This is a genomic window from Xylanivirga thermophila (genome assembly GCF_004138105.1).
In the GTDB taxonomy this organism is placed as follows: Bacteria; Bacillota; Clostridia; order Caldicoprobacterales; family Xylanivirgaceae; genus Xylanivirga; species Xylanivirga thermophila.
Map to the genome: position 1 here is coordinate 24,869 of NZ_RXHQ01000021.1, position 15,132 is coordinate 40,000.

Sequence of the window (15,132 nt, forward strand, 5' to 3'; positions counted from 1 at the left end):
TTAATCTTGTATTAACAATAGATTGGCACTTATGGAATTTATCCTTAAGCAAATTAAAGGAAAAAATAATAACTAGTATTATATTATGGAGCAATCAGAAGATTGCTCCTTTTTCATGTATGCATTTTAAAGTAGGGAGGTGAAGGTATGGCGGACAATTTTGGATTGAAAATAGGCGTCGAGGGCGAGCGTGAGTTTAAGAACGCCCTACGAGATATCAATCAGTCCTTTAAGGTGCTGGGCAGTGAAATGGCACTTGTGACCAGCCAGTTTGATAAAAACGATAAATCTATCCAGTCGGTCACTGCTCGTAATGCGGTTTTGAATAAAGAAATCGACGCACAGAAAGAAAAGATTTCAACCCTTAAGGCCGCTCTTGATAATGCCACCTCCTCTTTCGGTGAAAATGACCGCCGCACTCAAAACTGGCAGATTCAGCTGAACAGAGCTCAGGCAGAACTCAATAATATGGAGCGTGAACTTCAGCAGTCTGCGGTTGAAGCAGATAATCTCGGTGAAGAGTTAGACAACTCAGGCAAAAGTGCGGAAGATTCTGGAGGTAAATTTGAAAAGCTTGGTGGTATACTCAAGGGCATCGGTGTGGCTATGGGCACAGTTGCAGTTGCTGCTGGAGCTGCTGCTATAAAATTGGGTAAAGAGGTAGTTACCCAGTTTGGAGAATTGGAACAAAACCTAGGTGGCTCAGAAGCAGTCTTTGGAGCGTATGCTGCTTCAATTCAAAAAACCGGTGAAGAAGCCTATAGAAATCTCGGAATTTCCCAAAGTGAGTATTTGGCAACGGCTAATAAAATGGGTGCATTGTTCCAAGGCTCTGGCATTGAACAGCGAAAAAGTCTTGAATTGACAGAAAAAGCGATGCAACGTGCAGCAGATATGGCATCCGTTATGGGTATAGATATGTCCGCTGCCATGGAAGCGGTTACGGGAGCGGCAAAAGGCAACTTTACCATGATGGATAACTTAGGTGTTGCCATGAATGCTACAAACATCGAAGCTTATGCTCTTGCTAAGGGACTAGATTTCACTTGGAATACCGCTACACAAGCGGAAAAAGCGGAAGTCGCAATGCAGATGTTTTTTGAGAACACACAGCAGTATGCCGGAAACTTTGCGAGAGAGTCAACTGAGACCATTTCTGGTTCTATTGGGTTATTACAAGCTGCACTTGGCTCTTTTACAGCAGGACTCGGTAACGCTAATGCAGACATGACAAATTTGACGGAAAATCTTGTGGATGCATTCCGTGCAGTCGTTAAAAATATCGTGCCTGTTTTAGAAAACATCGTAACCGCACTCCCGCCTGCGTTCGATGCGATTTTAACAGCAATAGGTGACCTGCTTCCGATGTTGTTGGAAACTGTCACGAGCCTGTTCACGCAGGTGTTGGAGACACTCTTGAACTTATTGCCTGAACTGATTCCAGCGGCAGTAGATGCAGTAATGACGATTGTCGGTGCGTTGATTGATAATCTTCCACTGCTCATAAATGCAGCAATAGAACTGGTAACCGCACTTGTGGAGGGTATTGGCATGGCTCTACCGCAACTCATACCCGCAGCAGTTTCGGCAGTCACGCAGATTGTTCAAGGATTAATGGATAACCTACCACTTATTTTGGATGCCGCTTTGCAGTTGATTATAGGATTGGCACAGGGATTGGTAGATGCAATACCTCAACTAACATCTGCCTTACCTGTCATCATAAAAGCAATAGTGGATTTTATAGTGGAATCCATTCCACAGATTATTGATGCAGGTATTCAATTATTGACTTCACTGGTTACAGCACTACCTACTATCATCACAGCAATCGTGGAAGCAATCCCGCAGATTATCGACAGTATTATCAGTGCAGTTATTGGGTCAATTCCATTGATTATAGATGCGGGCATACGTCTATTAATATCGCTCATACAGGCACTCCCACAAATTATCACTACTGTGGTTGGGGCTATTCCGAAAATAATAACATCCTTGGTAAACGCTATTGTAGGTAACATCGACAAGATCATCTTGGCCGGTGTTCAGCTGTTTGTGGCATTAATTGCGAATCTTCCAAGGATAATAGTAGAGATCGTCAAGGCTGTTCCTCAGATTATTTCAGGATTGGTCAATGCTTTTACCAGTTATATAAGCCAGATGGCTAAAGTAGGTGGAAACTTAATCAAAGGTCTGTGGCAAGGTATTTCAGATGCAGGTGCATGGCTATGGAGTAAAATCTCTGGATTTTTCGGCAACGTTGTATCAAAGATTAAGAATTTCTTCGGCATCAGTTCACCTTCAAAGCTATTTGCTGGAATTGGCCACAATATGGGTGAAGGTATCGGTGTAGGTTTTGAGGATGCAATGACAGCAGTTTCAAGGGATATGCAAAATGCTGTACCAACTAGTTTTGATTTTAATTACAGAGGTTTATCTGGGCAAGGGAATGCCAATGGTACAAATATCACTCAAAATATCTCTGTTGTGTCACCAAAGCCTCTATCTGAAAAAGAATTAGCCAGGGAATTCAAAAATCTGTCTCGCAAACTGGCACTAGAATATTAAAGGAGGTCTGGCAGTGGAACTTACTTATATTAACTCAAGCGGTGAGAGTATCACCCTAAAACAAAGCCGCCCGTATTTTCTTACCAAGATAGACGGAACAGGCAACATACGCCAGACCGTTAATACATTTAAGGCACCGGATCAAGACGGTGCTTTTTATATTTCCTCCACACTGGATATGCGTAATATCACGCTAGAAGGTACGGTCGTAGCGGATTATCTTGACGAGGCTTATGTACGGAGACAGAGATTTCTTAAGATATTTACTCCAAAAATGCGAGGGACTCTTTTGTATCGTGGACGGCAAATTGCTTGTGTGGTAGAGGAAGCAGGTTTTACTGTTTCTACTAGGCAACGCATACCAAACTTCTTTGTAAGTTTACTATGTCCATCCCCTTTCTTCGAAACATTAGATGAGGTGAGAGAGGAACTGGCATCATGGATACCTCTGTTTGAGTTTGAATTGGAGATACCAGTAAGTGGTATGGAGTTTGGAATGCGTCAGCCGAACCAAATCATCACAGTAGAAAACATTGGTGATGTATCTTGTGGATGCGAAATCGTATTTCGAGCACTGGGTACGGTTACCAACCCTGAACTACTAAACATAGACACGGGAGAATATATCCGCCTTCTCACTACAATGAGTGCTGGTGATGAACTTCGTGTGTATACCCATTTCGCTGGTAAGCGTGTGGTCCAGGTTGTAGGGTCAACGGTTACAAATGCTTTTTCACTATTGGACACCAATTCAACGTTTTTTCAGCTTGCTGCAGGTACTAACACACTGCGCTATGACGCTTCAGTTAATATGGAACTGTTGGAGGTCAGTATTTACTTTCGTCCACAATTTCTGGGGGTGTGAGTATGGAACTATATATCTTTAATACAAACCGGGAGCTTGTGGGCATCATGGAATCTTTTGAATATCTTCGATGGACACGGCGTTATTCTCAGTGTGGTTCATTTGAATTAAAAGCCATAGCCACACAAGAGAATGCCGAACTTCTAAAAGAAGGAAATATCATTTGGAAGAACGATGATGAAGAAGCTGGGATTATTGAGCATCTTTCCTTGTCTCAGACGGATCAGGAATTTATTACGGTAAGTGGTCGCTTTGCCACGTCCTTTCTTGCTAGACGCATTATATGGCAAACGGAGAAATTGTCCGGTGACATTTCTGATTGTGTGGAGCAACTTATAGAAAATAATCTTATCAATCCTTCTGATGTAGCAAGAAAGATCAGCGGTATATCCTTTTCATCCCCAAGCCTGGATATACCCATTAGCACCCAGATTTCGTACCGCAACTTGATGGACGCAGTGACGGAACTATGTGAAGTTTCGGAGGTTGGTATCAAGACTATTTTTACTCCTGAAACAGGGGTTTTTACAATGATGCTGTATAAGGGGACTGAATCACAGGCAGTGTTCTCTAAGGAGTATGAGAACCTAACTGAGCAGGTTTATACAGTAAGTGCAGCAGATTTTGCTAACACTGCTCTTATAGGTGGAGAGGGTGAAGGTGCAGAGCGGACATTTGTAGCAATTACAAGTGGGTCGGGAGAAACTCGACATGAGATTTTTGTGGATGCTAAAGACCTACGGGCAGAAGATTTTGGAGTGGACTATATCAATACGCTGATTTTTCGTGGGCAGAGCAAGCTAAATGAGCAAGTAATACGATATTCCTTTGATACATCAGTTAACCCACATGGCAACCTTACTTATAAGGTAGACTTTGACCTTGGGCAGGTTGTTAAGGTTATTTCCAAAGCATGGGGTGTATCTATGACAACACGAATCGCTGAAGTGGAGGAGACATATGACGCGGACGGTCAAAGCATCAGTGTAGTATTCGGAAAGAGCGAGCTAACAATAGCTCAAAAAATTCGCTCTGATATGAGTGAGATTAAAACTGCATTATCTGCCCCAACTGGCATCTCTGATATTGCAGAAGCGTTAGGCAATGTGTCAGAAACACTTGGAGATATTCATGACCTTGACCCCAATATCCAAGGAGATACTGTTACCGATAGTATCAACAATCTGTTTGGGAAACTGCCCTCACTTGAGGTAATTGTTGGAGAAGGAGCTATATCGATCGGTCAGTATGCCCTGCACCATATGAGTCCTGGAGATGCTTTTTATTTCACCTCATGGAGCGGCAACAAATTCAGTGATCAGCCAAGCGATGACGGGCATGTCTTTTTGGTAAAGCATAGCGGGGATAACACGGGAAACGGATATCAGCGGGCAATGGGATTTTTTATATCTCGCAACACAATGACGTTTTATGTGATATCTGTTTTTGTATTTAACAATCCGTCTGGTGAAGCGAACTGGTTGAATATTAATAACGATCCAATAACTACAGCACGGATTGCAAATGGAGCGGTCACTGGTGCCAAGATTGCAGAACGAACGATTACTGCAACTAAAATCTCCTCTGCGTTTACTGATTACTCTATGACAGAACAAAACACAGGGCGTCTATGGATAGATGGTAAGGTAATATATCGAAAAGTTGTAAACCTCGGCTCCCTTCCCAATGCTACTCCTGGGAGCGTAGCCCATGGTATTGCAAACCTAAGTACAGTTGTTAGTTTATCCGGCTTTGCAACAAATGGCACCAACTTCTTGCCACTACCGCTTGCACGGTATAACAACTTCGCTTCACAAATCGGTCTCTATGTGGATAAAACAAATGTCGTTGTTGAACCAGGTATTGACCGGACAGATTATACGGGCTACGTGGTTATCGAGTATACGAAAACCATCTAGGAAGGAGGAATTTTTGTATGGAGAAAAGCGGTTTTTTTAATTCATCCGATGGAGATAGAGTCTATGATGCCACGGATTTTGCAGCATACTTTGGAAGTCTTGTTTCAAACGGGATATTTTATAAAACAGCTACAAATCTGCAGGTATCACCAGGGATGGGATTGGCAGTAAGCGTGGCGGCTGGAAGTGCGTGGATTAATGGATATAGATATGAGAATACAGATGCGTTAAATATGCCCCTCGCTACAGCGCACGGTAGCAATCCACGCATCGATCGGATTGTTGTTCGCTTAAGCCAAATCAGCAGGAATATTCAGCTTGCAGTTGTTACAGGGACTCCAGCTGCTACACCAGTGGCTCCAGACTTAACAAGAACCAGCGATGTATATGAACTCGGTATTGCAGAAGTTCTTGTACCTGCTGCGGCTACATCAATAGCAGCAAATAACATTACTGATACCAGATTAAACACCAGCCTTTGTGGGTTAGTGAACTCATTGGTATCGGCGGTTTACGAGTGAGGTGAATTTCTATGGCAACCTATCAAGCGATAAATGCTTGTACATGGCGTAATGGCAGTTGGATTGCGGGTGTAACCGACTACGTTCGACAAGGGGTTTATGCCCCAGCCAATAATTATGAGAATGTTGGTGCCATGTTATTTGACCTTACAAGTATTCGAAATACCTATGCAAACTATTATCCTACCTCTGCCAGTATTCGTCTTGTTAGGATAGCTGCAGGTGATTGGGGTTCAGCCAGAACGATAACACTTTATGCTGGAAATGCATATGGTTTGCCATCTCCTAGTTCGGGTACCAGCATATCCGGGAGTAGACCTACGAAAGTTACTTCTGGATATAGCTATACTGTTTCTGCCGGACAGGGTACAAAGGATATCGCAATTTCCACCGCACTCATTGATTCCATCGGTAGTGGAGCTAGTAATTGTTTATTCATGGATGCTGGCTCCAGCACACTAAACTATATGGGATTTCGAGCTAGAGATGATTTAAGCCAGATAGTGTTAACCATTAACTGGGCAATAAGAACCACAGCTTGTAGTGCTCCGACATCCTGTTCATTGAGTGCAACCCTCTCGGAGGACAATGTTACATTATCATGGAGTGGTGCTTCCGGTGGTACAAATAATGCCATCTCCTCCTACGAGATACAGTATAGTGATTCTGCTGACAATTTGAATTGGGGATCGTGGACAGCACTAACTACAGTAACCACCACGGCCACTAGTGGCAGCTTGTCAGTTGCACCACCATCAACACGGGGTAATTATCGTAGGTTTCGGGTGCGAACTCGAGGTACAGCAGGAGCAAGTTATTATTCAGGCTGGAGAGTATCATCGAACTCTGTTCGCAGAAACACAGTTCCTAGCCCACCAACTACAGTGACTGCTACTCCAATCAATTATAGTGATGAAACAATCACGCTTACTTGGAGCGGCGCTTCTGGAAGTACGAGTGCAATCAAGGGATACCAGATTGCTAGTCGAACATCTACGGATAACAGCACATGGAGTTCATGGAATGTTCTAACCATTTTAGCCCTATCGGCCAGTGGAGGTAGTTATAACCCTAACGTGTCACGAGTTCCAGGAACATATACTCAATTTGGTGTATGGACGATAGATAATCTCGATGTCTACTCCTCGGAAAAAATCAGTAATAGCATCTACTGTGATATCACGGCTTGTGGAGCACCGACCGCTTGCTCGGTAAGTTCAACTTTAGCTGAAGGAAATGTTAATCTTTCATGGAGTGGTGCATCCAGTGGAGCAGGCAACACCATCACATCCTATGAGATTCAATATAGTGACTCGGCAGATAACAGCACATGGGGAGCATGGACAGCATTAACAATAGTGGTTACCTCAACAACAAGTGGCAGCGTAGTTGTTAGCCCACCGACAACTCGCGGTTATTACCGTAGGTTTAGAGTTAGGACACGTGGTACGGCTGGAGAGAGTTTTTATTCTGACTGGACTATATCTAGCAACACTGTCCGCAGAAATACACTGCCCATTCCGCCTACTTCTTTCACTGCTACTCCGCCAATATATGAGACGAATACAGTAACTCTTATGTGGAGCGGAACGATACCGGGAACCAGTGCCATCAAGCAATATGTTATTCAACAAGCTACATCAGCAGACGGTATAAATTGGTCGGTATATGAAGCATTGACTACTATTATTTCAAGTGCTACTTCAGGTACCCATCAGGTAAATGCTTCCCCGGTACCTGGAATGTATACCCGCTATCGAATAAGCGTAACAGATACACTTGATGCAGTTTCAAGCCATGTGGTTAGTAACACGGTAAAGAAAAACAGTCCGCCTGCTGCTCCGATCATCGTCAGTCCTATGACCGGAAAGTCTACTTATAACACTATACCACGCTTTATGATTACTACAGGCACTGAACCAGACGGTCAGACACAGATTGTGGAAGTAAAGATTGATTCAGGTGAGTGGGTTAATAGTGTGGATAATCCTGAGAGATTTTCTACGAGTGGCTATCTGGGAAATGGTGTTAGTACGGTGTACAAAGCGGAACCGCTTGCAGTAGGAAACCATACTGTAACCTTCCGCTGCCTTGATAGTGATATTGAGTCGGCAAGCACAGAAGTTGTCAGGACATTTACTATATTACCGCCACCTTTTGAAACGATTACTGCAAATGAGACTGTTGTAAAGGCAGCACATATTCAGACGCTTCGAACCGCTTTAAATATAGTGCTAAGTTATTACAACTTATCCCCTGTAATTTGGAGTGAAGAGATTATTGCTGGAAGAACAACAGTTAAAAAATGGCCATTTCACATTACTGAAATCCGAAAGGCTGTTGATACTATCATTACAGTGGTTAATGGTTTTGACTCTTCTGCAGCATTTGATATACCACCTGTGACATGGCTCCCTATTGGAACAGGGCGTCCAAAGGCGGATGTGATGCAACAAATCCACGATCTTATACTGATGCTGTAAGGTGTGTGATACGGCAACAGCACTCTTGTATTTTACAGGGGTGCTTTTTTAAATACACAAATTAATGTAATGGAGGTGTTTACAGTGAAAGAGATTTGGAATTGGATACAGTTAGCTTTTGCGGCTGTTGGTGCTTTTCTTGGATGGTTTCTCGGCGGGTTTGACGGATTTCTATATACACTGGTCACTTTTGTAGCTATTGATTATCTGACAGGTGTCCTTTGTGCGATTACAGATAAAAAGCTGTCCAGCGAAATTGGTGCCAAGGGAATTTTCAAAAAGGTGCTCATCTTTGTAATGGTAGGTATCGCTCATATTCTTGATACACAAATTTTGGGGAGTGCAGGATATGATGGCAGCGCTTTGCGAACGGCGGTAATCTTTTTCTATCTAAGTAACGAGGGTGTATCCATTTTGGAGAATGCAGGTCATATTGGGCTACCCATCCCAGAAAAACTAAAGGCGGTTCTTAAGCAACTACATGGTCGTGATGAGGAACCTCCTAAGCCAGGTGATGAAATATGATTGACTTAACGAAAGCGGTAACGGTATTCATTGGTCGACGCGGTGAACACAATTACCGAAATATTGAGTTTGATGTATCAAGCCTACTGGAAGATAACTACCCAAGTGCCGCCTTAAATGCGATTTACAAAAGGCCTGATGGGGTTGCATATCCTGTAGTCACGAACTACGCTGATGGTGTCCTTACATGGTCGCCCAATGCAACGGACACATCATTTGTTGGTGTTGGTCGGCTTGAAATAAGGGTTACTTATGGTGATGTGGTTGGAAAGAGTGCAAGAATACTAACCATAGTCGAGGATGCTCTTGTGGATGGAATTGCTGAACCACCAGAACCTCCTGCACAGGAATGGTTAAATAAAGTGCTTTCAGCTTTAGCTGAACTGGATATTGATGAAATAAATAATCTGCTCAACCTCACTTACAATCTATTAAACAACAACTATGATTTGCTAAATACAACACACAATTTGGTTGAGGATACCCGCGAAAATCTATATAGGCGGACAGGTATTCTACTCAACCATTTGCATCCAATAGAAACAGCTAGTGCACCGGATATGATTAGCCGGAGGGCAGCCATCACATTTAGCAATATAGCAAATGGAAACGATGTAGTAATTGGCACGATAACATATACTTTCGTTACAGCTTTGGGCAGTCCAGCTGCAAATAATGTGCAGGTTCTAATTCAAGACACCCTTCGTAATACAGTTAAGGCACTTGCTAGAGCTATAAGGGGCATTGATGACGAAATGAATATTGCCTATGGAACTGGGACTGATCCAAACCCAATTTGTACAGCTTACTGGACAAGTCAGAGGTTTTCCATAGGTAGTACTACCGGTGAGGCAGGTGAGAGCCTTTTTCTACTTGAAAGAGCAGAAAATGTGACTTCCGCAATACCTCTCTCATCCACAGCAACGGCTATTATTAGTGACTTCACCCGGTCGGCTTATTCAAGATATATTTTGTCTGGCAATGTCTCAGGTTCAGGCGGTGCAAACAGTGTCCGTGGTCCTTTGCACACGATATTACCTATTAATAGTGTGGTTATTGGCGGTCAGGGCGGAGAATTGTATACGACGGCTTATGATTGCCATTTGATAACTCTTTGTCGTCAATCGGATACTAGTGAAAAGGAACTGGACTTGTATATTTCCAATGATGAGGAGACGTTCACTAGAATTCAACGGAGTACACCTGTCGGATCGAATACTTCAGCAGAATCCTTGCACATTCATATTCAAATGCGGCAGGCCAGAGTTCCAGCCGGTTATGGACTGTATATCTGTATGGGAAGTGATGGAACATCATCAAATGCTTATTGTGATTTAAAGTTTACCTATCACCTGTACCCTGTCCATCTTACACCTGAGCCAAATGATTAAATGTTGAGGTGATTATAATGAAATTATACAAACTAATACTTACGAACAACGCCTGCTACAAAGCAGGCAAAACAATAAAACCGAAGGGTATAATGGTTCATTCAACAGGGGCTAACAACCCGTGGTTGAAGAGATATGTTGGTCCAGATGACGGTTTGCTCGGAAAGAACCAATACAACAATCATTGGAATCAGGATAAACCCGGAGGTCGTCAAGTTTGTGTCCATGCTTTTATTGGTAAGTTAGCAGATGGCTCCATTGCCACATACCAAACATTGCCTTGGAATCATCGTGGTTGGCATGCTGGAGGAGATGCGAATAACACGCATATAGGATTTGAGATTTGCGAGGACGGTCTAACCGATGCCTCGTATTTTTCTGCTGTTTATAAGGAAGCAGTAGAGCTTTGTGTACATCTTTGCAAACTCTATGGACTAAGTGAGAAGGATATCATCTGTCATAGTGAAGGCTATAAGCAAGGTATAGCCAGTAACCATGCGGATGTTATGCACTGGTTTCCTAAGCATGGCAAGACCATGGATACCTTTAGAGCAGATGTTAAGAAACTTCTAAGCGAAGAAGAAAAATCAGCAGAACCAGCGAAAAAGAAATACTATCGTGTACAAATAGGTGCATACACTGTCAAAGCAAATGCTGAGGCACAGCTTGCAAAAGCTAAAAAGGCGGGATTTACGGATGCATTTATTAAGTATGATTAATCAAGGGGAGCGAGTTAATAAGCAATTATGCTTTAGCTTTACAGAGTTTCCCTAAAAATATTAACTATTAGATGTATATAGCCTGTGGGGGTTATTCCCTTGCAGGCTCTTTTTTTATGCTCTGATTTTATTTTATTTTATTTTATTTTTACAAATCCTCAACTTCGACCTGTTCCCGCGGCTATTAGGTAGGAGGTGATTCTACATGAATCAGCATGAGGATAAAAAAGTTATGAAGATCTCAGATGGGGTTATAGACAAAAGCATCCAATTAAAGAAAATGTCACAGGAGCAGCTACAGCGTGAGTTTGATTATATTCAAGCAGAGAAATTACTTAGAAAGATGCTCCAAAAAGGTTTAATAACGGAAGCAGAATTCAACAAGATAGAGGCACTTAATCGCCAATCTTTCTCTCCTTTTTTAGCAGAGATAATGCCCTGAATTCGTTGATATATAAGGGTTTCAGAGGTAATATGTGACCTACCAAGAAGGAGGTGAGGCGATGAAAAAGATAACGAAAATAGAAGGAAATAAGGTTGCATCGATTATCAAACCTAAACTAAGAGTGGCCGCATACTGTCGTGTTTCTACGGGTGGTGATGAACAGTTAGTAAGTCTACAAGCACAAAAATCCCATTATGAGACTTACATAAAGGCAAACCCAGAATGGGAGTATGTTGGCTTGTATTATGATGAGGGAATTAGTGGCACTAAAAAAGAAAACCGAACGGAACTTCTCAGGATGCTGTCAGATTGTGAAAATAAGAAGATCGACTTAATTATTACAAAGTCCATTAGTAGGTTTGCAAGAAACACTACGGATTGTTTGGAGATGGTTCGTAAACTGTTGGACCTTGGGATTTATATCTACTTTGAGAAAGAGAATATCAATACCCAATCAATGGAAAGTGAACTGATGCTTACTATATTAAGCGGGCTTGCAGAAAGTGAGTCAATCTCCATTTCGGAAAATAACAAGTGGGCAATTCAAAGGAGATTTCAGAACGGAACTTTTAAGATTTCTTACCCACCATATGGCTATGACAACATTGATGGACAAATGGTGGTAAACCCTGAGCAAGTAGAAATTGTGAAGTATATTTTCGCAGAAGTACTATCAGGCAAGGGTACACAGAAAATAGCAGATGATCTTAATCAAAAGGGTATCCCCTCTAAAAGAGGCGGCCGTTGGACGGCTACGACAATTCGAGGAATTCTAAAAAATGAGAAATATACCGGGGATGTTATACTGCAAAAAACCTATACAGATTCCCGTTTTAATAAGCGCACCAATTATGGTGAGAAAAACAGATATTTAATAGAAAATCACCATGAGGCAATTATCAGCCATGAAGTGTTTGAAGCAGTAGAGGCTGCCTTAAATCAAAGGGCAAAAGAAAAGGGAATAGAAAAGCGTAATGATAAGTACCAAAACCGGTATTCTTTCTCCGGAAAAATTATTTGCTCGGAATGTGGTAGCACCTTTAAAAGACGAATTCATTCATCCGGCACAAGAAAATATGTAGCCTGGTGTTGTAGTAAACACTTAAAGCAGATAACAGAATGTTCCATGCAGTTTATTCGAGATGAGGATATAAAGACGGCCTTTGTTACTATGATTAACAAGCTGATTTTCGGAAGAAAACTTATTCTACAACCACTATTAGATGCTTTGCGTGGAATGAGCAACTCAGATAACCTTTCAAGAATTCAGGAATTAGAGAAGCAAATTGAAAAAAATGCAGAACAGAGAGAACTGCTTGTAAAGCTTATGGCAAAGGGTTATCTAGAACCTGCCCTTTTTAACAGAGAAAACAATGAACTGCAAATGGAAGCAGATAATTATATGGGGCAAAAAGAAGCTTTAATTCATGCTTTAAATGGAGAATTATCAAAGGTGCAGGAAGTCAGTAACTTAATAAAGTTTACAAATAAGGCTGAAATGATAAATACCTTTAGCGAGCAAATTTTCAATGATTATGTTGAAAAAATTATCGTTTTCTCAAGGGTAGAGATAGGTTTCGTTCTGAAATGTGGAATCACACTAAGGGAAAGGATGTGAGAAAAGTGGCACATACGCCTTATGGCTATAGGATAGAGAATGGAATAGCAGTTATCGATGAAGAAAAAGCTGAAAAGGTTAGGAATTTATATAAGGGTTACTTATCAGGCCTTTCCTTATCGGTCGCGGCAAAGTCTGCTGGAATAGATGCTTATCATGGAACTGCTGGAAGGATGCTAAGAAATGAACGTTATCTTGGTGATGATTATTACCCTGCCATCATTGATAAAGAAACCTACGAAAAAGCAGAAGCAGAGAGGATAAAGAGAGCAAAAAAGCTAGGCAGAATCTTTGAACCCAAGACAGAAGATAAACCTACTATTTCTAAGAAATTTACCATAGGACAAGTAATTCAGAAGTATACAAATCCTTTTACACAAGCGGAATATGTATACAGCTTAATAGAAAGTGAGGTGCAGCAAGATGGCAGTTAATAAAAATGTAATGATTATACCTGCAATAAAACGTGTAGGCAACAATCGAAAAGAAGATGAAACACCTAAACTTCGGGTCGCTGCTTATTGCAGAGTTTCTACAGATAGTGATGAGCAGGCTAGTAGTTACGAAGTGCAGATTGAACACTATACAGAGTTTATCAAGAAGAATTCAGAGTGGGAATTTGCAGGGATCTTTGCTGATGATGGTATCAGCGGCACAAATACAAAAAATCGCGACGAATTTAATCGAATGATTGATGAGTGTATGGCTGGGAAAATTGATATGGTTATTACCAAATCAATAAGCCGATTTGCTAGAAATACCTTGGACTGTCTACAATACATCAGAAAACTTAAAGATAAAAATGTTGCGGTATATTTTGAGAAAGAAAATATCAATACACTGGATGCCAAAGGTGAAATTATGCTTACCATTATGGCATCCTTAGCGCAACAAGAGAGCCAGTCACTAAGCCAGAATGTAAAGCTTGGTTACCAATACCGATACCAACAGGGAGAGGTAATGGTCAATTGTTCTAGGTTTTTAGGATATACCAAAGATGAAAATAAGCGATTAGTAATTGTGCCGGAGGAAGCTGAAATTGTTAAAAGGATTTACCGAGAGTATCTTGAAGGCTCCAGTATGGATAAAATCCAAAAAGGACTTGAAACTGATGGCATACTTACGGGAGCGGGGAAAAAAAGGTGGCATACCAGTACTATAAGGAAAATATTAAGCAATGAAAAATACATTGGTGATGCATTGCTCCAAAAAACTTATACGGTAGATTTTCTTACAAAAAAGAGGGTTGTGAATAACGGAATCGTACCTCAGTATTATGTAGAGAATAACCATGAAGCCATTATCCCGCGTGAAATTTTCATGCAGGTACAAGAAGAGTTAGTTCGTAGAAGTAGAGGACATATAAGTACTAGTGGAAAGAAAAGAAACTTTAGTTCAAATCATGTATTTTCGCAAATTATCTTCTGTGGTGAGTGTGGCGAAATATACCGTAGAGTTCATTGGAATAATCGAGGTAAAAAATCGATTGTTTGGAGATGCGTCAGTAGACTTGAGAATACAGGGTTAACTTGTCATTCCCGAACCGTGCTGGAGGATATGATAGGTATTGCTACGGTAGAGGCAATTAATAAACTAATAGGGCAAAAGGATGGCTTTTTAACTATCTTAAAGGAAAATATAGAAACAGTGATAAGTGAAACGGGCAATAATGTTGTTTCCGAGATAGATAAAAAGCTAGAGGAATTACAAAAAGACCTTTTGAGACTGGCCAATTCCAAAGAGGATTATAACGATATAGCCGATGAGATTTACAGGCTCAGAGAGGAAAGACATAAGGCTTTAGCAGAAGAAGCTGGCAAAAAAGGCTCCAAGCAAAGACTAGAAGATATGGAAAAGTTCCTAAATGAACAATCCACCCTCCTTGAGGAGTATGATGAGCAACTAGTAAGGAGACTTATAGAGAAAATAACGGTCTATGATGATAAACTAACTATTGAATTTAAATCTGGTGTAGAAATTGATATAGAAAAATAAAACGAATTTGACCGCCGATTGAGGAGAAATACTTCTTGATGGGCGGTTCTTTTCTATTTATACTTGGGGATAATCTAATAAGT

General features: G+C 41.3%; 12 protein-coding genes. All 12 read left to right on the plus strand.

Annotation, left to right across the window (positions count from 1 at the left end; all coding sequences use genetic code 11):
• Positions 1-147 precede the first annotated feature (147 nt).
• Entirely contained in the window at positions 148-2,568 is a 2,421-nt protein-coding gene (locus EJN67_RS09760) for a phage tail protein (RefSeq protein ID WP_129724136.1), read from the plus strand.
• A 13-nt stretch (positions 2,569-2,581) separates the two neighbouring features.
• Entirely contained in the window at positions 2,582-3,433 is an 852-nt protein-coding gene (locus EJN67_RS09765; RefSeq protein WP_129724137.1) for a phage tail family protein, read from the plus strand.
• Between the two features lie 2 nt (positions 3,434-3,435).
• Positions 3,436-5,352, plus strand: coding sequence for a siphovirus ReqiPepy6 Gp37-like family protein (locus EJN67_RS09770; RefSeq protein WP_129724138.1), 1,917 nt, complete (start codon positions 3,436-3,438; stop codon positions 5,350-5,352).
• A 17-nt stretch (positions 5,353-5,369) separates the two neighbouring features.
• Complete coding sequence (locus EJN67_RS09775; protein WP_129724139.1) at positions 5,370-5,873, plus strand: hypothetical protein; 504 nt, start codon at positions 5,370-5,372, stop codon at positions 5,871-5,873.
• A gap of 134 nt (positions 5,874-6,007) precedes the next feature.
• A complete protein-coding gene (locus EJN67_RS09780; RefSeq protein ID WP_243641280.1) occupies positions 6,008-8,356 on the plus strand; it encodes a hypothetical protein in 2,349 nt (782 codons plus the stop codon).
• Between the two features lie 84 nt (positions 8,357-8,440).
• Entirely contained in the window at positions 8,441-8,881 is a 441-nt protein-coding gene (locus EJN67_RS09785) for a phage holin family protein (protein ID WP_106024192.1), read from the plus strand.
• Positions 8,878-10,272: a hypothetical protein gene (locus tag EJN67_RS09790; protein ID WP_129724141.1), complete on the plus strand. Its 1,395-nt coding sequence runs from the start codon at positions 8,878-8,880 to the stop codon at positions 10,270-10,272. The genes EJN67_RS09785 and EJN67_RS09790 overlap by 4 nt, the downstream gene beginning before the upstream one ends.
• A 17-nt stretch (positions 10,273-10,289) precedes the next feature.
• Positions 10,290-10,991, plus strand: coding sequence for an N-acetylmuramoyl-L-alanine amidase (locus tag EJN67_RS09795; RefSeq protein WP_012102968.1), 702 nt, complete (start codon positions 10,290-10,292; stop codon positions 10,989-10,991).
• 232 nt (positions 10,992-11,223) lie between these two features.
• Positions 11,224-11,433: a DUF1974 domain-containing protein gene (locus tag EJN67_RS09800; protein ID WP_165000833.1), complete on the plus strand. Its 210-nt coding sequence runs from the start codon at positions 11,224-11,226 to the stop codon at positions 11,431-11,433.
• Positions 11,434-11,494: 61 nt separating this feature from the next.
• Complete coding sequence (locus EJN67_RS09805; protein WP_129724142.1) at positions 11,495-13,054, plus strand: recombinase family protein; 1,560 nt, start codon at positions 11,495-11,497, stop codon at positions 13,052-13,054.
• Positions 13,024-13,488: a recombinase family protein gene (locus EJN67_RS09810; RefSeq protein ID WP_083604505.1), complete on the plus strand. Its 465-nt coding sequence runs from the start codon at positions 13,024-13,026 to the stop codon at positions 13,486-13,488. The genes EJN67_RS09805 and EJN67_RS09810 overlap by 31 nt, the downstream gene beginning before the upstream one ends.
• Positions 13,478-15,049 carry a recombinase family protein gene (locus EJN67_RS09815; protein WP_129724143.1) on the plus strand — a complete coding sequence of 524 codons (1,572 nt, stop codon included), beginning with the start codon at positions 13,478-13,480 and terminating at the stop codon, positions 15,047-15,049. Before EJN67_RS09810 ends, EJN67_RS09815 begins: the two co-directional genes overlap by 11 nt.
• The last annotated feature ends 83 nt before the right edge of the window (positions 15,050-15,132 follow it).